18 protein-coding genes are annotated in these 19,080 nt (G+C 72.6%); 11 read left to right on the top strand and 7 right to left on the bottom strand.

From position 1 onward, the window contains the following. Positions 1-17: 17 nt before the first annotated feature. Positions 18-1,037 (bottom strand): zinc-dependent alcohol dehydrogenase, encoded by a 1,020-nt coding sequence (locus ABD979_RS11860; RefSeq protein WP_345507682.1) that lies wholly within the window; start codon positions 1,035-1,037, stop codon positions 18-20. Positions 1,038-1,140: 103 nt separating this feature from the next. Between ABD979_RS11860 and ABD979_RS11865 the strand changes: the two genes are divergently transcribed. The 8 genes from ABD979_RS11865 to ABD979_RS11900 all read left to right on the top strand — a co-directional run bounded on the left by ABD979_RS11865 (position 1,141) and on the right by ABD979_RS11900 (position 9,944). Beyond that, on the top strand, positions 1,141-1,905 hold the full coding sequence (locus ABD979_RS11865) for a CDP-alcohol phosphatidyltransferase family protein (protein ID WP_345507683.1): 765 nt from the start codon (positions 1,141-1,143) through the stop codon (positions 1,903-1,905). Beyond that, positions 1,902-3,641, top strand: coding sequence for a CDP-alcohol phosphatidyltransferase (locus ABD979_RS11870; RefSeq protein ID WP_345507684.1), 1,740 nt, complete (start codon positions 1,902-1,904; stop codon positions 3,639-3,641). The genes ABD979_RS11865 and ABD979_RS11870 overlap by 4 nt, the downstream gene beginning before the upstream one ends. 95 nt (positions 3,642-3,736) lie before the next feature. Further along, positions 3,737-4,123, top strand: coding sequence for a hypothetical protein (locus ABD979_RS11875; protein WP_345507685.1), 387 nt, complete (start codon positions 3,737-3,739; stop codon positions 4,121-4,123). 162 nt (positions 4,124-4,285) lie between these two features. Next, positions 4,286-5,275 (top strand): sugar-binding transcriptional regulator, encoded by a 990-nt coding sequence (locus tag ABD979_RS11880; protein ID WP_345507686.1) that lies wholly within the window; start codon positions 4,286-4,288, stop codon positions 5,273-5,275. Between the two features lie 217 nt (positions 5,276-5,492). Beyond that, positions 5,493-7,079, top strand: coding sequence for an FGGY-family carbohydrate kinase (locus tag ABD979_RS11885; protein WP_345507687.1), 1,587 nt, complete (start codon positions 5,493-5,495; stop codon positions 7,077-7,079). Next, positions 7,076-8,068, top strand: a complete 993-nt coding sequence (locus tag ABD979_RS11890; RefSeq protein WP_345507688.1) for a sugar phosphate isomerase/epimerase family protein — start codon at positions 7,076-7,078, stop codon at positions 8,066-8,068. Before ABD979_RS11885 ends, ABD979_RS11890 begins: the two co-directional genes overlap by 4 nt. Next, on the top strand, positions 8,065-8,982 hold the full coding sequence (locus ABD979_RS11895; RefSeq protein ID WP_345507689.1) for a transketolase: 918 nt from the start codon (positions 8,065-8,067) through the stop codon (positions 8,980-8,982). Before ABD979_RS11890 ends, ABD979_RS11895 begins: the two co-directional genes overlap by 4 nt. Next, the gene (locus tag ABD979_RS11900) at positions 8,979-9,944 is read left to right on the top strand and encodes a transketolase family protein (protein ID WP_345507690.1); all 966 of its coding nucleotides are present in this window, start codon (positions 8,979-8,981) and stop codon (positions 9,942-9,944) included. Before ABD979_RS11895 ends, ABD979_RS11900 begins: the two co-directional genes overlap by 4 nt. A 23-nt stretch (positions 9,945-9,967) precedes the next feature. Here ABD979_RS11900 and ABD979_RS11905 read toward each other — a convergent pair whose 3' ends face one another. Beyond that, positions 9,968-10,429: a cytidine deaminase family protein gene (locus ABD979_RS11905; RefSeq protein ID WP_345507691.1), complete on the bottom strand. Its 462-nt coding sequence runs from the start codon at positions 10,427-10,429 to the stop codon at positions 9,968-9,970. 103 nt (positions 10,430-10,532) lie between these two features. Between ABD979_RS11905 and ABD979_RS11910 the strand changes: the two genes are divergently transcribed. Further along, complete coding sequence (locus ABD979_RS11910) at positions 10,533-11,048, top strand: DUF402 domain-containing protein (protein WP_345507692.1); 516 nt, start codon at positions 10,533-10,535, stop codon at positions 11,046-11,048. Positions 11,049-11,128: 80 nt separating this feature from the next. Here ABD979_RS11910 and ABD979_RS11915 read toward each other — a convergent pair whose 3' ends face one another. The 5 genes from ABD979_RS11915 to ABD979_RS11935 all read right to left on the bottom strand — a co-directional run bounded on the left by ABD979_RS11915 (position 11,129) and on the right by ABD979_RS11935 (position 16,918). Continuing rightward, a complete protein-coding gene (locus ABD979_RS11915; protein ID WP_345507693.1) occupies positions 11,129-12,361 on the bottom strand; it encodes an MFS transporter in 1,233 nt (410 codons plus the stop codon). A gap of 85 nt (positions 12,362-12,446) precedes the next feature. Further along, positions 12,447-13,460, bottom strand: a complete 1,014-nt coding sequence (locus ABD979_RS11920) for a D-ribose ABC transporter substrate-binding protein (protein ID WP_345507694.1) — start codon at positions 13,458-13,460, stop codon at positions 12,447-12,449. Positions 13,461-13,554: 94 nt separating this feature from the next. Beyond that, positions 13,555-14,649: an ABC transporter permease gene (locus tag ABD979_RS11925; protein ID WP_345507695.1), complete on the bottom strand. Its 1,095-nt coding sequence runs from the start codon at positions 14,647-14,649 to the stop codon at positions 13,555-13,557. Beyond that, positions 14,646-16,235 (bottom strand): sugar ABC transporter ATP-binding protein, encoded by a 1,590-nt coding sequence (locus tag ABD979_RS11930; RefSeq protein WP_345507696.1) that lies wholly within the window; start codon positions 16,233-16,235, stop codon positions 14,646-14,648. Before ABD979_RS11930 ends, ABD979_RS11925 begins: the two co-directional genes overlap by 4 nt. After that, positions 16,232-16,918 carry a DUF2291 family protein gene (locus ABD979_RS11935; protein ID WP_345507697.1) on the bottom strand — a complete coding sequence of 229 codons (687 nt, stop codon included), beginning with the start codon at positions 16,916-16,918 and terminating at the stop codon, positions 16,232-16,234. The genes ABD979_RS11930 and ABD979_RS11935 overlap by 4 nt, the downstream gene beginning before the upstream one ends. Positions 16,919-17,035: 117 nt before the next feature. Here ABD979_RS11935 and ABD979_RS11940 point away from each other — a divergent pair, with 117 nt between their 5' ends. Together ABD979_RS11940 and ABD979_RS11945 are read left to right on the top strand one after the other, a co-directional pair. Beyond that, the gene (locus ABD979_RS11940; RefSeq protein WP_345507698.1) at positions 17,036-18,331 is read left to right on the top strand and encodes a mycothiol transferase; all 1,296 of its coding nucleotides are present in this window, start codon (positions 17,036-17,038) and stop codon (positions 18,329-18,331) included. A gap of 64 nt (positions 18,332-18,395) precedes the next feature. Further along, positions 18,396-19,004, top strand: a complete 609-nt coding sequence (locus tag ABD979_RS11945) for a hypothetical protein (RefSeq protein ID WP_345507699.1) — start codon at positions 18,396-18,398, stop codon at positions 19,002-19,004. The last annotated feature ends 76 nt before the right edge of the window (positions 19,005-19,080 follow it).

Genomic DNA, 19,080 nt, shown 5'->3' on the forward strand with positions numbered 1-19,080 from the left:
TCGGTCAAGCCGGTCGGTCAGGCCGGTCGGTGAGGTCGGTCGGGTGGTCGGTCGGCTGGTGGGTAGCTCACGGTGTGGCAGACGGCCGGCAGCGAGCCGTCGGCGAGGCGGGCCATGACGCCCGGCAGCTCCTCGAAGGGCGAGTCTCCCGTCAGCAGCGCGTCGTAGGCCGGGTCGGCGAGCAGGCGCAAAGCCAGCTCGAGGCGCTCGGTGTGCGTGCGACGCGAGCGTCGCGACGCCGCGACCGCGCCGACCTGGCTCGCCCGGATGCGCAACCGGGACGAGTGGAAGGCGCCGCCGAGGGAGAGCTCGACCCGCCGGTCGCCGTACCAGCTGAGCTCGAGCACGCTCGCCTCCGGCCCGAGCAGGTCGAGCGAGAGCTGCAGGCCCGCGCCGGTCGCGCTCGTGTGCACGACGAGGTCGTGGTCGCCCGACGACGTCAGCTGGCTGGGCCGCGCGAAGTCGACGCCGAGCGCCTCCGCGACGGCCGCGCGCCCGTCGTCGAGGTCGACGAGCGTCACGCGCACGCCGGGGATGCCGCCGAGGAGGCGGGCCACGCAGCAGCCGACCATGCCGGCGCCGACGACGGCGATGCGGTCGCCGACACGCGGGGCGGCGTCCCAGGCCGCGTTGACCGCGGTCTCGACCGTGCCTGCCAGCACCGCACGGCGCGAGGGCACCTCGTCGGGCACCGGCACCACGGCGCTCACCGGCACGACGTAGGCCGTCTGGTGCGGGTGGAGGCAGAAGACCCGGCGCCCGACGAGGTCCGGCTCCCCCGCCTCGACGACACCGACGGAGAGGTAGCCGTACTTCACCGGGTGCGGGAAGTCGCCCTCCTGGTGCGGCGCCCGCATGACCGCGTCCTGGTCGGCCGGCACGTGGCCGCCGTGCACGAGCAGCTCGGTGCCCCGGCTGACGCCCGAGTGCAGGGTGCGCACCCGCACCTCCCCGGGCCCCGGGTCGCGCACGGTGACCGGGCGGATCGCGCCCTCACCCGGCGCGACCACCCAGAACGCTGCCGCAGCGGTGGACACGGGCACCACCCTAGGGCGCCGGGTGAACGGCGTCCGGGCCCTCGGCGTCCTTGGGTCGACAGCTTTCTCGTCCAGCAACGCTCGACGTCCCGCCGGAGGCCCCGTGCGCCACGACTTCCCTCCCGGCCCGCTGGTCGGACTGACCTCGGTGCCGCTCCTGCTGGCGGTCGTGCGCCCGGGCCCGGCCGGCTGGGTCGTCGGCGCGACCGGCGGTCTCGTCCTCGCCGCGGCGCTCGCGCTCGGGCTCGTGCGGGCCTCCCGGTGGCAGCTGCTGCCCGGCGACCGGGTGACGCTCGCGCGAGCCGTGCTCGTCTGCGGCGTGGCGGCCCTCGTGGCCGACGCGACGGCCGGGTCGGATGCCGGCGCGCGCAGCGGGCTGCTCGTCACTCTCGCGGGTGTCGCGCTCGTCCTCGACGGCGTGGACGGGCTGGTCGCGAGGCGCACGGGCACGGTGCACCCCCTCGGTGCCCGCTTCGACCTCGAGACCGATGCCGCGCTCATCGCCGTCCTCAGCGTGCACGCCGCGTCGCTGCTCGGAGGGTGGGTCCTCGCCGTCGGCGCCGCCCGCTACCTCCTGCTCGCCGTCGCGCTCGCCGCCCGCCGTATGCCGTGGCTGCGCGGTCAGGTGCCCGCGCGCCGGTGGCGCAAGCTCGTCGCGGCCTACCAGGGTGTCGGCCTCACGGCCGTGGCGTCCGCGGCCCTGCCCCCGTCCGCCGCGGCCCTCGTCGTCGCGACCGGGCTGGGCCTGCTCGTCGTCTCCTTCGGCACGGAGGTGCTCGAGCTGCGTCGTCTGGCCGGCAGGCGTCCGGCCTCTGCCTCACCCACGACGGGGTGGGTGCCGGCCGTGGACGCGGAGGTGTTGCCGTGACGGGACTGCCGACCCGGGCCCGGACCACCGGCGCGCCGCCGACGCGAGCGACCGCGGAGAACGGCGGGCAGGGGACGACGCACCCTGCGCGCCGGTGGCGTCGACGGGCCGGGGCGCTCGTCACGGCGCTCGCGGTGCTGCTCGTGTGGGTGGCCCTCGTCACCCCGGTGCCGGTGCGGGGCTGGCGTCCGTCGGCGGTCGAGCTGCTCCGGTTGCCGGCCGAGGGCATCCTCCTCGTCCTGCTGCTGGTCGCCGTGCGCGAGGGCGTCGCGCGGTGGCTCGGCGCCGCCGTCGGGATGGTGCTCGGAGCCCTGCTCGCCGTCCGGGTGCTCGACGTGGCCTTCTTCGCGGCCATGTACCGCCCGTTCAACCCGCTGACCGACTGGCGCTATGCCGGGGCCGCAGGCTCGTTCCTCGGCGACTCGACGAGCCCCGTGATCGCGGTCGCCGTCTCGGCCGGGGCCGGGCTGGTGCTGCTCCTGCTCCTCGTCCTGACGCCCTGGGCGGTGGGGCGGGTCCGCCGGGTGCTCCGTCGGCACCGACGCACGTCCCTGCGCGCGGCCGTGGCCGCGGCAGCGGTATGGGTGGTGCTCGCGTCGGTGGGCTGGGCGACCACCTCGGTGGCCCCCGTGGCGTCGACCGACGTCGTGAGGCTGGCGAGCCGGGAGGTCACCGGCATCCGCGATGGCCTGCGCGACCGCGACGCCTTCGCGGCCCTGGTCGCCACCGACCCGCTGGCCGCGGTCCCGGCGCACGACCTGCTCACGGCCCTGCGCGGCAAGGACGTCCTCGTCGTCTTCGTCGAGAGCTACGGGCGGGTGGCGGTCGAGGGCAGCCCCGAGGTCGCCCGCGCGCTGACGGCCGGTGCCGAGGCCCTCGGCTCGGCCGGCTACGCAGCGCGCAGCGCGTGGCTCACCTCCCCGACCTTCGGCGGCTTCAGCTGGCTCGCGCACTCCACGCTCCAGTCCGGTCTCTGGGTCGACACCTCGCAGCGCTACGACCAGCTGCTCGACACGGGAGCGACCGACACCCCACGCCTCTCGCTGACGCGGGCCTTCGCGGGAGCCGGGTGGCGCACCGTGGCCGTCGTGCCCGCTGACCGGCGTGACTGGCCCGAGGGCGAGGCGTTCTACGGCTACGACCGGATCTACGACGCCCGGTCGCTCGGCTACGCGGGGCCGGGCTTCGGCTACGCCCCTGTGCCCGACCAGTTCACCCTCGCGGCCCTCGACCGTGCCGAGCTCGGCGCGCGCCCCACGACGGCCCGGCCGCCCCTCATGGCCGAGGTCGACCTCGTGACGAGTCACGTGCCGTGGGCGCCGCTCCCCCGGCTCGTCGACTGGGCGAGCCTCGGCGACGGGTCGGTCTACGCGGCCCAGGCCCGCACGGCGACGTCCGCGAACGAGGTCTGGAGCAGCCCGCAGAGGCTGCGGGCGGCATACGGCGCCTCGGTGGCCTACTCGCTCGACAGCATCGTCGGCTTCCTCCGGGAGCCCCACGACCATGACCCGGTCGTCGTCGTGCTCGGCGACCACCAGCCGGTCGCCGTCGTCTCCGGCGAGGACGCCGGTCACGACGTGCCGATCAGCATCCTGAGCAGCGATCCCGCTGTGCTGCAGAGGATCTCGTCGTGGTCGTGGACCGTCGGCCTGCGGCCCGGACCGAGCTCCCCGGTCTGGGCGATGGACCGGTTCCGTGACGCGTTCCTCACCGCGTTCAGCCCCCGCGCCGGCTGAACCGCCGCCGGCGGCAGGTCGTCTACAGGAGTGGTAGTCCGACGCCGCCGGGTCCTCGAGCCCGGCGACGCGGTCCGGACGACAGGAGGGTTCCCATGGGACTTCGACGGGTCGGAGCAGCAGCACTCCTCGTGTCGGCGGGGGTGCACCTTCACCTCTGGTTCGACGGGGTGCGTGACCAGAGCGTGGGACCGATGTTCCTCGTCAACGTCGTGGCGGGGGTCGTCATCGCCGGGCTGCTGCTCCGCTGGGAGCACTGGCTGGCGGCCTTCCTCACCCTCGGGTTCGGGGCGGCCACGCTCGGCGCCTTCGTGATCGCCTCGACCGTGGGGCTCCTCGGGGTGCACACCGTCTGGGCCGGCGGGTCCGTGTGGACGGCCGCCGTGGCCGAGGGGGTCTGCATCGTCGTCGGCGCGCTGCTGCTGGCTCGCGCCCGCACCCGTGCCCCGGGCACTGCCCGCCCGCCGGTCCGGCACGCCTGACCCGCGGTGGGCGGCCCCGCGCCGTCCTCGGAGCGTCGCTGTCGTGGGCGCTAGCCTCTCGGAGACCCGGGCGCCGGGCCTTGACGAATGTATATTCGTAAACGAATCGACGCGTTCCGCCCCTCCCGGGGCCCGCACACCGGAGGCACCATGGCCAACCCGATGGACGCTGCAGACGCCGTGGCCGGGGGCTTCGCAGCCGAGGACACCCGGCTCATGACCAAGGTCGCCCGGCTCTACCACGAGCAGGGCATCCGCCAGCCCGAGATCGCCAGGCGGCTCAACATCTCGCAGCCCCGCGTGTCGCGCCTGTTGAAGAAGGCCGTCGCGAGCGGCATCGTGCGCACCACGGTCGTGGCCCCGCGGGGCGTCTTCGCCGACCTCGAGGACGAGATCGAGCGGCGCTACGGCCTCACGGAGGTCGTCGTGGCCGACACGGGCGGGGAGGACGACGAGTTCGTCATCACCCCGGCGCTCGGGGCGGCCGCCGCCTTCTACCTCGAGACGACGCTGACCGGCGGCGAGCGCATCGGGGTCTCGTCGTGGAGCTCGACCCTGCTCGCCACGGTCGACTCGATGCGACCGCGCAGCAGCCACGAGTGCGAGTCGGTGGTCCAGGTGCTCGGCGGCCTCGGCCAGCCCTCCGCCCAGGCCCGGGCGACCCACCTCGTCGGTCGCCTCGTGCAGATGACCGGCGCCCAGGCCACCTACCTGCCCGCCCCCGGCGTCGTCACGTCGGACGCGACCCGGCGGGCCCTCCTGCGCGAGGACAGCATCGCGCAGGCGATCGACGCCTTCCCGAACCTCACGGTGCTGCTCGCTGGCATCGGCAGCCTGCTCCCCTCCCCGCTGCTGCGGGCCAGCGGCAACGCCGTCAGCGCAGAGGACGAGGACCTGCTGCGCAGCGCGGGAGCCGTGGGCGACGTCTGCATGCGCTACTTCGACGCGGAGGGGCAGCCCGTGCGGAGCCACTTCGACAAGCGCATCCTCGGCATCGAGGCGGCCGACCTGCTGCACATCCCCCGACGCATCGGCGTCGCCGGCGGCCGGCGCAAGCACGAGGCGATCCGCGCCGCCCTGCTCGGCGGCTGGATCAACACCCTCGTCACCGACAGCGCCACGGCGGCCTACCTGCGCGAGGCCGCCCGGTAGAACTCGCCTGCAGGCCCCCTGTAGGCCGCAGCGCCCGACCGACGTCCCGGGCGCTCGCCCGACGACGCCATCACACAGCGCCGGTCCCGCCTCGCGGGGCCGGCGCTGTCGCACGTGCGGACGCGGTCACCACGCCGCGACCGGCTCGATCCGTTGACAGCCACGAGTCCCGCCCCTAACCTGACATCACCTTCATTCACTAGCGAATGGATATTCGATGACGAGTCAGGGCCAGACCGGTCGCTCCCCCGGCGGAGCGCTGCTCGCGCTCGACCAGGGCACGACCAACACCAAGGCCGTGCTCGTCGACGCCACGACCGGTGCCGTGACCGCGCAGGCGTCGTCACCCACGAGCATCGCCTTCCCGGCGCCCGGCTGGGTCGAGCAGGACGCGGAACAGCTCTGGACCGCGACCCTGACGGCCGTCGAGCGCTGCCTCGAGCAGGCACCCGAGGTGCGCGTGCTGGGCATCGGCATCTCCTCCCAGCGTGAGACGGCCGTCTGCTGGAGCCGGAGCACGGGCCGGGCGCTGGGCCCCGCGCTCGGCTGGCAGGACGCGCGGACGGCGGCGTGGTGCGCCGACCTCGCCGAGCGCGAGCCCGGTGCCGCCGCGACGATCCGCCGACGCACCGGGCTCTCCCTCGACCCGATGTTCTCGGCCCCGAAGTTCCGTGCCGCCATCGACGCCGCGTCGGCTGCAGGAGCCCCGCTCTCCGACATCGCCGTGGGCACCGTCGACGCGTGGCTCCTGTGGCGGCTCACCGGTCGTCACGTCACCGACCTCGGGAACGCCTCGCGCACCCTGCTGCTCGACCTGCCGAGCCTGCGCTGGCACGACGAGCTGCTCTCCCTCTTCGGCATCGACCCCGTGCACCTGCCCGAGCCGTGCCCGTCCGACGCGTCGTTCGGTGTCACCACCGAGTGTCTCGGCCGGATGCCGGCCGGCGTGCCCGTGCTGGCCGTGCTCGCCGACTCGCACGCCGCGCTCTACCACCACGGCTGCACCGTGCCGGGCACCGGCAAGGCGACGTACGGGACGGGGACGTCGGTGATGAGTCCCACGGCCGACGCCGGGGGCGCGCCGCACGGCATCGCGACGACCGTCGCCTGGCACGTGGCGGGACGGCCCACGTATGCCCGCGAGGGCAACATCGTGGCGTCGGGCTCGGCCCTCGACTGGATGGCGAGCACGCTCGGCGTCCCCGAGGGGACCGCGGGCGGTGCGTACCTCGAGGCCCTCGCCACCGGGGTGCCCGACAGCGGCGGCGCGTGCTTCGTGCCGGCGTTCTCGGGCCTGGGCGCGCCGTACTGGGACCGCTCCGCCGTCGGCGTGCTCTCCGGTGTCACGGCCGGGACGACACGCGGCCAGCTCGCCCGGGCCGCCCTCGAGGCCGTGGCGCACCAGGTCGCCGACGTCGTCGAGGCCATGGAGTCCGACGGGTCGACCCGCATCGGGACGCTGCACGCGGACGGCGGCGCCACCGCCTCCGGCACCCTCATGCAGATCCAGTCCGACCTGCTCGGCCGGCCCCTCGACGTGGCGAGCAGCCCGGCCGCGTCCGCCCTAGGAGCCGCGCGGCTCGCCGCCGAGCAGCTCGGCGTCGCGGTGCCGGTCGCCACACCGGGGCGACACGTCACCCCCCACCCCTGCGCCGTCGACGACCGTCGTCGCGCGTGGAGCCAAGCCATTGCCCGCTCACGCGGCCTGCCTGTGTCGCAAGCGCATCCGGCGAACAGTGAGCAGACCAGTCAGCAGACCAGCCAGCAGACGAGTGAGCAGATCACCGAGAGGAACCACCCATGACCGACCACCCATCCTTCGGAGCGGGCCTGTGGCACTTCGCGTCGTACGTCGACCGCTACGCCACCGACGGCTATGCCCCTGAGGTCTCCACCCTGGAGCAGATCGCCCGTGCCGGCGCGGTCGGCGAGCTGTCCTACGTCGACGTGCCCTACCCCTTCTCCGAGGGTGTCACCGTCGACGACGTGAAGCAGGCGCTGGCCGAGCACGGCCTGCAGGCCATCGGCGTCACGCCCGAGATCTACATGCGCCGCTTCAGCAAGGGCGCCTTCACCAACCCGGACCCGGAGGTGCGCGCCGCCGCGCTGGCCGCGCTCGGTGAGGCGGCGGACGTCGTCCGGGCCCTGGACGCGCGCTACCTCAAGGTGTGGCCCGGCCAGGACGGCTGGGACTACCCCCTGCAGGTCAACCACCACGAGCAGTGGGAGCTGGCCGTCAGCGGCATGCGCGAGCTGGCCCTCGCGAACCCCGACATCAAGATCGTCATCGAGTACAAGCCCCGCGAGCCCCGCAACAAGATGTTCTGGGACTCGGCGGCCAAGACCGTCCTCGGCATCAAGGCGATGGGCGTCGACAACGTCGGCGTGCTCCTCGACTTCGGCCACGCCCTCTTCGGCGGCGAGTCACCGGCCGCAGCGGCGCAGCTGCTCATCGACCACGGCCTGCTTTGGGCCATGGACGTCAACGACAACCTGCGCGGCTGGGACGACGACATGGTCGTCGGCACGGTGCACCCGGTCGAGCTCTTCGAGTTCTTCTACACGCTGAAGATCAACGGCTGGGAGGGCGTCTGGCAGCTCGACCAGTTCCCGTTCCGCGAGGACACGGTCGAGGCGGCTCGGCTCTCGGTGCGCTTCCTCAGGGGCATCCACCGGGCGCTCGAGGAGCTCGACGTCGACGGACTCAAGGCGGCCCAGTCCCGTCAGGACGCCCTCGGCGCGCAGAAGCTCGTGCAGGACGTCCTCTTCTCGTGCCTGCGGGGTGACGCATGACCACCACGGAGGACCTGATCCCGCACGTCGACGCGGACGCCGTGCCGCACGACGTGCTGACGGTGCTCGGGCGCGTGCCCGCGGGCGCCACCCGCGAGGAGGCCGTCGCGCACCTGGCCGAGGCCGCGCGACTCGTACGCCGTCGGGACCTCGAGATGGTGCACGCCGCCGGCCTCGGCCACATCGGTGGCGAGTTCTCGGTCATCGACATCCTCGTCACGCTCTACCTGGAGGCGATGAACGTCTCCCCCGACCAGCTCGACGACCCGGAGCGCGACCGCTTCATCCTCTCCAAGGGTCACGCCGCGGCTGCGCTCTACACGACGCTCGCCATGGCGGGCTTCCTCGACCCGGCGCAGCTCGAGACCTTCATGCAGCCCACGTCGCAGCTCAACGGACACCCGGCCCGAACGAAGATCGCCGCCGTCGAGGCGAGCACCGGGCCGCTCGGCCACGGCCTGCCGATCGCCGTCGGCACCGCCTTCGCGGGCAAGCTCGACGGCTCGTCGCGTCGCACCTTCGTCGTCGTCGGCGACGGCGAGCTCCAGGAGGGGTCGAACTGGGAGGCGCTCATGACGGCCGGCAACCACCGCCTGTCGCACCTGTGCGTCGTCGTCGACCGCAACCGGCTCCAGCAGGGCGCCCGGGTCGCCGACACCAACGACCTCGAGCCGCTGGCCGACAAGCTGCGCGCCTTTGGCATGCACGTGGTCGACGTCGAGGGGCACGACCACGGCGCCCTGCTCGACGTGCTCGCCCAGGTGCCCCACGCATCCGGCAAGCCGACGGCCGTCATCGCGCACACGATGAAGGGCCACCCGATCTCGTTCATGTCCGACAACGTCGCCTGGCACCACAAGGTCCCCTCGACCGAGCAGGTCAGCCAGGCCCTCGCCGAGCTGGAGCACTCATGACCGCCACCACCGCACCGACGACGGCCCCCGCGCCGCTGCACGACTGCCGGGACGCCTGGGTCGCTGCCCTCGTCGAGCTCGCCGAGCACGACGACCGGATCGTCGCCGTGGTCAACGACTCCGTCGGGTCGAGCAAGCTCGGCCCGTTCCAGGAGCGGTTCCCCGAGCGGCTGGTCAACGTCGGCATCGCCGAGCAGGACATGGTCGGCGTCGGTGCCGGCCTGGCGAACGGCGGCAAGGTGCCGTTCGTGTCGGCCGCCGCGTGCTTCCTGACCGCCCGCGCCATGGAGCAGATCAAGGTCGACGCCGCGTACTCCCAGCACCACCTGGTCCTCGTCGGGCAGAGCCCCGGCATGGCCTACGGCGAGCTGGGCCCGACGCACCACTCCATCGAGGACCTCGCCTGGCTGCGCACCATCCCGGGCCTGACCGTCGTCGTGCCGACCGACCCGACCGAGACGGCCCAGGTCGTGCGCTGGGCGGCCGGCGCCGGCCGGCCCGTCTTCATCCGCGTCAGCCGGATGGGCGTGCCCGACGTCGTGCCCGAGGGCTACGAGTTCGTTCCCGGCAGGGCGGTGCAGCTGCGCCCCGGCACCGACGTGACGATCGTCGCGACCGGCACGGCCGTGACGCGAGCGCTCGGCGCCGCCGAGCTGCTCGAGACCCGGGGCGTCGACGCCCGCGTGCTGGCGATGCCCACCATCAAGCCGCTCGACGGGGAGGCGCTGCTGGCTGCCGCCGAGGAGACGGCGGGCATCGTGACCGTCGAAGAGGCGCTGACGTCGGGCCTCGGCGGCGCCGTGGCGGAGTACCTGTCGACGCGCCGGCCGACGCTGCTCCGCCTCGTCGGGGTGCCCGACACCTTCGCCCCCACCGGCTCCGTCGACTGGCTCATGGAGCATTTCGGCATCAGCGCCGAGGGCATCGCGGGCGCTGCCGACGAGATCCTGGCGGCGCGCTGAAACACGCTCTGCGACAGCGAGGTTCAGGTCGTCTCGGGGTCGACGCGCTCGGCGTGCCAGCCGGGGACGGGCAGCAGGTCACGCAGTGTCGTGGTGTGGCCCGGGCCCAGGATGACCGTGGCCTCCAGGTTCCGCTGCGAGATGACCCTGAGCAGCTCGCGGCACCGACCGCACGGTGGGATGATGTGCAAGGCCCCGTCGGCGGGGTCTCGCCAGACGGCCACGATGCGGGTGATGGTCGGGGCCGTGGACGCCACGAGCTGGCTGACCGCGCCGAGCTCGGCGCAGACGGACAGGTGTCCACCGATGCAGGCACCCGTGAAGACCTGCCCGTCCTCGGCCTCCACCGCCGCTCCGACGTCCCCGACCCAGAAGCCGGCGGAGACCTCCTGTGGGTTCAGGGCGCCGGCTGCCCGGGAGATCAGGCCTGAGTCGGTGAGGCTCGTCCGGTTGCCGGCGGCCACAGCGTCATCGGGAGTACTCACCCGCTCAGTGTGCCAACAGCCGCCGCGGACCGGGACGCCGCCGATCGACCGTCGGTCGACGAGAGGACGCCGGTCGGGCGTCTCCGCGTGTCAGGGTGACGGGGTGAATCGAGCACTTCGGGATGTCTCAGTCCTCCATCGCACGGGTCAGTGGTGCCTGGGTCGCCAGGTCGACGAGGTCGTCGCCTACGACGTGCCGATCCTTCCGGAGCACCAGGTTCGCGGCCGGGGCACCGTCGATCGCAGCTATCTCCTGCTCGACCAAGGCGTACAGCTGACGAGGCCGGCCGTCTTCGACGGACCGGTCGAAGGCTGGTGGTACGTGGATGTGGTCGACATCGAGGTCACCGATGCCGGACTCGTCGTGCACGATCTCTACGTCGATCTCCTGGTGCCCCCGGGCGCCGAGCGCTACTACGTCCTGGATCTCGACGAGCTCGCCGGTGCCCTCGGCAACGACGAGATCACAGCCGCACAGTGTGGGGCCGCCCTGCGGAGCACGCAACGCTTCGTCGACCGGCACCTGCGCGCTTCAGACCGCGGCTCCGTCGCTCCGCCCACCAACTTCCCGCCGGCTGGGATCGCGGCCCTGGAGAAGCTGCCCCGCTTCCACAGGTGACCGGTGACCGGAGACGCGGCAGGCAGCCGGAGATCCGCCGGAGCGGCGTCGGTCTTGGTGACGACCGCGTCGGTCCGCCGTCAGACGGGGGCCCTGACCCTGCGGAACGGCGTGACGGCCAGACCGATCGCCACAAGGGCGAAGACGGCTGCCGCGAGGACCAGCATCCGCTGGTTGCCCCACGCGTCGGCGAGCACGCCGGCGACGGGTGCGGTGACCATGGCGACCGCCCGGTTGAACGACCTCAGGGTCGTGTTGGTCCGAGCCTGCAGGTGGTCGGGCGTCATCAGCTGGCGGTAGCTCATCTCGTGGGAGTTGCTCATGCCCATCGCCAGCCCGTAGAGAGCCTGGCCGAGCATCAGGGCCGGGAACGCCCACGCGGCGCCTCGCGCGGCGAGAGCCATCGCGACAACGGCGCCGGTCGTGACGAGGTGGCACGCGATGATGGTCAGGCCGGTGCCGAGACGCCGACCGAGCCAGGTGGTCGCCACCGCCCCGGCCACTGCGCCGACACCGCCGGCCGCGCCCGCGATCCCGAACTGGAACGGGGTCAGGCCGAGCGTGAGCAGCACGTAGGGCGCGAGGACGACCCCGACGATGGCGTTGCCGATGAACCAGACGTGGGTGGCGATCGCGATCGTCGTGAGCCCGGAGGACCGGTAGACCCAGCTGACGCCCTCGGTGATCTCGCGGAGGAGGTGGCGCACCGTGACGCCCGTGCGCGGGGCGGGCTCGTCGACGCGGATCCGCCGCAGCGTGAACGCGGAGTAGAGGTAGGTCAGGGAGTCGAGCAGCACGGCGAGCGGGGCTCCGACGGCACCGACGAGCAGCCCGCCGAGAGCGGGCCCGGCGGTGGACGCGGCCGCGTCTGCCGCGTCGACGCGGGCGTGGGCGGGCTGCAGGTGCTGCCGGTTCAGGAGCCGTGGCAGGAACGACATCTCCGCCGCGCCGTTGACGACGGCCGCGGTGCCGGTCAGGACCACGATGACCATGAGTGCCGGCAGCGACAGCACGTCCAGCCACCACAGGAGGGGAACCGTCAGCAGCAGGGCCGCCTGCGCGAGATCGGTGCCGACCATCAGCGGCAGCCGCCTCCGGCCATCGACGACCGCGCCGACGATCAGCCCGAAGACGAGGTAGGGCAGCCATCGTGCCGCGTTGAGCCAGCCCACCTCGGTCGCGCCGCTGTGCAGGACGATGACGACGAGTGCCTGCAGCGCGAAGATGGTGACGTACGACCCGAGCCCGGAGACGGCGCCGGCACGCCAGTAGCGCCCGAACGCGTCGGAGCGCAGACTGCCGTCGCTGGTCACGGTCGCGAGTCTTGCACGCAGCGAGAGGCGGGGACGGTCGCCTGGCGTCCGTCCCCGCCTCGAGAGGGGCTGAGCTCGCTGGGGGTCAGCCCGCCACGGCGAAGTTCGTGACCTTGTCGGCGTTCTCCGACGTCACCAGGATGCAGTCGACCGACTGCTTCTCCGGCTGCGACGCCTTGCCGCCACCCTTGATGTAGGCGTCGGCCTGCTCGACGGCCATCTCGGCGATCTGGCTCGCGGGCTGCAGCACGGTGGCCTTGATCTTGCCGGCCTTGATCGAGCTGACGACGTCCGGGCTGCCGTCGAAGCCGACGACCACAACGTCCTTCTTGCCGGCTGCGTCGAGGGCCGCCTGTGCGCCGAGGGCCATCGTGTCGTTGCCGGCGATGATGCCCTTGATGTCGGGGTGGGCCTGCAGGATCGTCTGCGTCTTCGCCAGCGCCTCCGCCTGGTCCCAGTTGGCCGTCTGCTGGGCGACCATCTTCAGGGCGGGGATCTGGTCGAGGATGTCGTGGTAGCCCTTGGAGCGCACCCCGGCGTTGGTGTCGGTCTCCTTGCCGAGCAGCTCGGCGTAGGACCCGGCGTTGTTCATCTTCTTGGCGAACTCCTGGCCGCCGAGGGAGGCCCCCTGCGCGTTGTTCGACACGATCTGGGCGACCGCGACACCGGTCTGGTTGATCTCCCGGTCGATGAGGAACGACGGGATGCCGGCGTCCTTGGCCTTCTTGACCGCCGTGACGGTCACGTCGGCGCCCGCGTTGTCGAGGATGATGGCGGCGGCCTTGCGCGAGATCGCCGTGTCGAACGCCTGGCTCTGCTTCGTCGGGTCGTCGTCGTGGCTGATGACGAGGGTCTCGTAGCCCAGCTCCTTCGCCTTGGCGGCGGCCGCGTCCTGCTCCGCCTTGAAGAAGACGTTGTCGGGCGAGGGCGTGATGACCACGACGAGCTTGGAGCCGGAGCCCGCTGCCGCGGGGGCGGCCGACGTGTTCGTCCCGGAGGCGTTGTCGGAGCCACCACCACAGGCGGCGGTGCCGAGGACGAGGGCGGCGCCGGCGACGGGCAGCAGCGCCCGGCTCAGGCGTGACGTGTGACGGAACATGAAGATCCTTTCGGGTGTGCTGAACGGGTCACTGCGGTGTGTGTCGGGTCGATGAGTTGCGTTCGGGGTCGATGAGTTTCGCGTGGAGTGAGGGTCAGGCCGTGCGCTGCGACAGCGCGGTCTGCAGTCGCTGCTGCGCCTGCTCGAGGACGATGGCGAGGATGATGACGGCACCCTTGACCACGGACTGCCAGAAGGTCGACACACCGACGAGGACGAGACCGTCGGCGAGGAAGCCGATGACGAAGGCACCCATGACGGTGCCGACGATGGTGCCGCGCCCGCCGCTCAGCGCCGTTCCACCGAGCACGGCTGCGGCGATCGCGTTGAGCTCGTACGTCGTCGCGGTGTCCGGGTAGGCTGCGCCGAGCTCGGAGGTGAGCAGCATGCCGGCGAGGGCCGCGCAGGCACCGCTGATGACGTAGACCGCGATCGTGATGCGCGGGACCCGGATGCCGGCGAGCACGGCGGCACGGTCGTTGCCGCCGACGGCATAGATGCGGCGGCCGAACGGGGTCTTCGTCGTCACGATGACGGCGATGACGGCGACGACGACCATGATCCAGACCGCGACGGGGATGCCGAGCCAGCTGTCGACGCCGATGACGTGGAAGCCCTCGTTGCCGTGCTCGGGGCTGCCGGCCAGGTCGGGGAAGGTGCCGCCGTTGCTGCGCAGCTGGGCCACGCCTCGGGCGACGTAGAGCATGCCGAGGGTGGCGATGAACGGCGCCACCCGGAACTTGGTGATGAGGATGCCGTTGACCCAGCCGACGAGCGCCCCGACGAGGATGCCGACGAGGATGACGGCCCCGACGGAGAGGTAGAGCACTCCCCCGCCCGGCAGGGTGAGCCCGGCGAAGAGCAGGCCACCGACGACCATGCTCGACAGGCCCGCGATCGACCCCACGGAGAGGTCGATGCCGCCGGTGAGGATGACGAAGGTGACACCGATCGCGAGGATCGCGTTGATGGCCACGTGCTTGGTCATCACGATGAGGTTGCCCGAGGTGAGGTAGTCCTGCGACATCGTGCCGAAGAGGATGATGAGCAGCACGAGCACGACGAGGGTGCGACCGCGCAGCAGCAGCAGGCCGATCCGGGCCAGGGTGTCGCCCCGGCGCGCCGGCGTGGCCGGCTCCGTGGGCGGCGTCTGGGTCGACGTGGCGGGCGCGACGTCCGTGTTGCTCATGCGGGGACCTCCGTGGCTGGGGTGGGAAGGATGTCGGCGCCCGCCGTGGCGGCGGAGAGGACGGCGTCCGAGGCGGAGGCGGCGACGAGGGCCTCCTCGGTGAGGGCGTCACCGCTCAGCTCCGCGGAGATGCGGCCGCGCGCCATCACGAGCACGCGGTCGGCCATGGCCATGACCTCGGCGAGCTCGGACGAGATGAACAGGACCCCGTAGCCGGCCTCCGCGAGGTCGCTCATGATCTCGGCGATCTGGCTCTTGGCCCCGACGTCGACGCCGCGCGTCGGCTCGTCGAGGAGGAGCACGACGGGCTCGGTGAGCAGGGCCCGCGCGAGGACGACCTTCTGCTGGTTGCCGCCGCTCAGCGACGTGACCGGCGCCCCGAGGCCCGGGATCTTGATGGAGAGGTCGCGCACCTTCTCGCTCGCGACGCTGCGCTCGAGGCCCCGGGCGAGCAGGCCCTGGCGGGCGAGCGTGCCGATGGTCGAGAGCAGCACGTTGTCGCTGACGCTCATCGTCTGCACGAGCCCGTCGCGCTGGCGGTCCTCGGGGACGAGCGCCAGGCCGGCGGCCTGACGGGCCCGGACGGTGCTCTCCCGGACGACCCGGCCCCGCACCGACACCTCGCCGGTCGAGGGCCGGGTGCCCATGAGGGCTTCGAACAGCTCGGTGCGGCCTGCGCCCATCAGCCCGTAGATGCCGACGACCTCGCCGGCCCGCACCTCGAGGGACACGCCGGAGACGAGGTCGCGCACCGGCCCGGTCACCGTGAGGTCGCTGACCTCGAGGAGCACGTCGCCGATCTCGCCGGCCGATCGCGCGAAGAGGGCGGCCGGGTCCTGGCCGACCATCTGGCGCACGATCCAGGCGGTGTCGGTGCCCGTCATGGCCTCGTGCGCGACGAGCGACCCGTCGCGCAGCACCGTCACGTAGTCGCCGATGCGACGGAACTCGTCGAGCTTGTGCGAGATGTAGATGATGGTGACGTCGTCGCGGCGCAGGTCGGCCATGACGGTGAAGAGGACGTCGACCTCGTGGTTCGAGAGCGCCGAGGTCGGCTCGTCCATGATGAGGATCCGCACGTCCTCGAGCAGCACACGGGCGATCTCGACGAGCTGCTGCTTGCCGATCGGCAGGTCGCCGACGAGGGTGTCGGGGTCGAGGTCCTGACCGAGCCGAGCGAGCACCTCGGTGCTGCGGCGCCGCTGCGCGGCGTGGTCGACGAAGCGACCCCGCCTCAGCTCGCGGCCGGCGAACAGGTTCTCCGCGATCGACATGTTGGGGAAGAGGCTGAGCTCCTGGTGGATGATGCCGATGCCGTGCGCGATCGCGTCGCGCGGGCTGGTGACGCTGACCGCCCTGCCGTCGAGGAGGATCTCGCCGGAGCTGGGCTGCTCGGCGCCCGCGAGGATCTTCATGAGCGTGGACTTGCCGGCGCCGTTCTCCCCGACGAGCACGTTGACCTTGCCGCGGTACGCCTCGAAGGTGACGCCCTTGAGCGCGCGGACCCCGCCGTACGCCTTCGTGACGTCGACCGCGCGGAGCACGATGTCGTCCGACACCACGTCCGGCACCCCGTCCGCGCTCACGAGGCGGCCTGCAGCTGCGTGGGCACCACGAGCACGACGCCCGGGGCCACGAGCGAGAAGGCGCCGGCGAAGGTGACCTTCTTGCCGACGAGCGAGGCGGGCTCGAGCTTGCCGAGCACCTCGGTCTTGACCTTGGAGTTGAGCGCGGTCGCCGCATCCGCGTAGTTCAGCTGGTTCGTGAAGTCGCCGAACGTGATGAACCTGACCGCGTCGCGCAGCGCCGTGCCGGCGATGACCGGCCCGGTGACGACCTGCACGTCTGCGCCCTTGCCGCTCATGCCGTCGACGCGGACGGTGAGCGGATGCGTCGGCGCGTCCTTGTCGATGGCGGTCACCGTCCCGGTGCCCTTCACGAGGAAGGCGAAGGGGCTCCCGGTCCCGGTCTGGTTGCCGTACTCCTTGCTGGCTGCGGCCTGGTCGGCCTCGAGCGCGGGCAGCAGCTCCGAGGCGGGCACGGCGTCCTTCGTCACGGTGGGCAGCACCTTGCCCGCCCAGATCCCGTCGACGTATGCCGTCGCGTCGAACGCCGCTGCCCGCCCCGCCCCCGCGCTCTTCTCCTGCCCGGCCGGCACGTAGGTGTAGACGCCGGGAACTCGCGAGCAGGCAGAGAGGGACGCACCGAGCGCGAGAGCGGTCAGCACGACCGCGCCCCGCCGGACCACCGCGGCTGGGTGAATAGCCATTCGACACTGAACGAACATACGACGATGATGCCGACAGACGCCCATCGTGTCAACGACTTCGGCCCAGATCGCGCCGACCCCGATCGGGTGTCGGTGGTCGCGGCTACCGTCACCGGCATGGGCGACGACCTGCCGGAGGTGGTGCTGACGACGGTCGTCAGCGTCGACGGACGCATCACGCTGGGCCGCCACGAGCGCCTCCTCGACCCCGCGGTCGGGGCACGTTGGTCGACGATGGCGGTTGGGGGCCCCTTCGAGACGCGCCACGAGCAGGTCGGGGCCGGGGCGATCCTCGAGGGCAGTGGGTCCTTCGTCGATACCGACGCCGTCGCACCGGACTGGCCGGCACCGGTCGTCACCGACGACCTCCTGTGGTGCGACCACCTTCCGGCCGCGGCCCGCAGGTGGTTCGTCGTCGCCGACGGCCGCGGACGCGTCGACTGGTCGTTCACCGGCGACGCCGACCTCAGGCTGCACGTGCTCGTGTGTCGGAGCACCCCGCCGGGCTACCTCCAGAGGCTGCGCGACCTCGGCGTCGGCTACTTCGTCGTCGGCGACGACCACGTCGACCTGCGGTCCGCGCTGGCACGCCTCCGGGACCTTCTCGGCGTGGCGTGCGTCGTCGCCGACTCCGGCGGCACCCTCAACGCCTCCCTGCTGAGGGAAGGGCTCGTCGACGTCATCGACGTCGTCACCCTGCCCGGCCTCGTCGGCGGCGCCGGCACTCCGACCATGATGGACGGGCCACCACTCCCGCCCGACGCGACGCCGATCCGCCTGCGCCTCCTCGACGTCCGGGTCGAGCGCGACGCCGTGCGCACGAGGTATGCCGTCGACCCCACGGACCCGGAGGCGGCCGGCACACCTGCTCCCCCGGCACGCGGCGACCGGCATGCTGCCAGGGTGAGCCTCCCCTTCCCGGAACCGACCGCGCCCGCCTCCTCGACCACCGAGGTGATCGTCCGTTACCTCGACTACTTCCGCGACCAGCTCGCGAGCCGGATCGAGTCACTCCCCGAGTCAGAGCAGCGCACGAGCCGACTGCCGTCGGGCTGGACGCCCGTCCAGCTCCTCAACCACCTGACGCACGTCGAGCGCCGCTGGCTCGAGTGGGGCTTCGAGGGCGTTCCGGTCGCCGACCCGTGGGGCGACACCCGCGACGACCGGTGGTTCGTCGACGACGCCGTGGGGGTCGCGGACCTGCTCGCCGCGCTGCGCGCGCAGGCCCGACGGAGCAACGAGATCATCGAGGCGCACGCCCTGGCCGACCTCGGGCGTCCCGGCCCCCGGTGGGACGGCGCACCCCCGGCCACGCTCGAGCGGGTGGTCCTGCACCTCCTGCAGGAGTACGCCCGCCACCTGGGCCACCTCGACATCGTGAGCGAGCTCGCGGGAGGTCGCACAGGAGAGTGACCCGGGCGCGCGGATCACGGGACTCGCCGGACCGCAGCACGCAGACGTGCGAGGATCCGGCACTGTGCCACCGTCACCCACCATCGCCTACGGCGACCTGCTCACCCGGGTCCGGGGCCTGATGGCCTCGATGGAACGGCCTCCCGTCATCGGGATCTGCGGGCACGGTGGCGCCGGCAAGTCCACCCTCGCCGCACGCCTGGTCACCGACGTGGGAGGCCGGCCCGAGCAGGTGGTCACGACCGACCGCTTCTACGCCGTGGGCGCCGGGCCGGCATCCGGCTTGTTCGAGCTCCACGACTGGCCGGCTCTCCTGGCGCTCCTGCACCGGGTCCGAGCGACCCCGGCTCCGCGGCGCCTCGCCTATCCGGTGCGCACCTACGACGGGGCTGAACGCACGTGTGACGTGCCCATGCCGCCGGCCGTCGTCGTGGAGGGCATTCGGTTGCTCCGCCCGGAGACCATGCCACTGCTCGACCTCGCGGTGTGGATCGACCTGTCTCCCGAGGCTGCCGGCCTCCGGGCCGTCGAGCGCAACCGCGACCAGGGCGACAGCGAGGCCGAGCTCGACCTCTGGCGCACCAAGTGGGTTCCGGAGGGACACGCCTACGCATCGGCGATCGGCCCGGATCGACTGGCGCACGTCGTCGTGGCCGCCACCGGCCTGCGCTGAGCTCGTCGGCCGAGCGCTCCGGGCCGTTGCGCTCGTCCTGGTCGCATCGGGGAGACTAGGGGGATGCCGACCGTAG

It is taken from the genome of Terrabacter aeriphilus (assembly GCF_039542985.1).
GTDB classification, from domain to species: domain Bacteria; phylum Actinomycetota; class Actinomycetes; order Actinomycetales; family Dermatophilaceae; genus Terrabacter; species Terrabacter aeriphilus.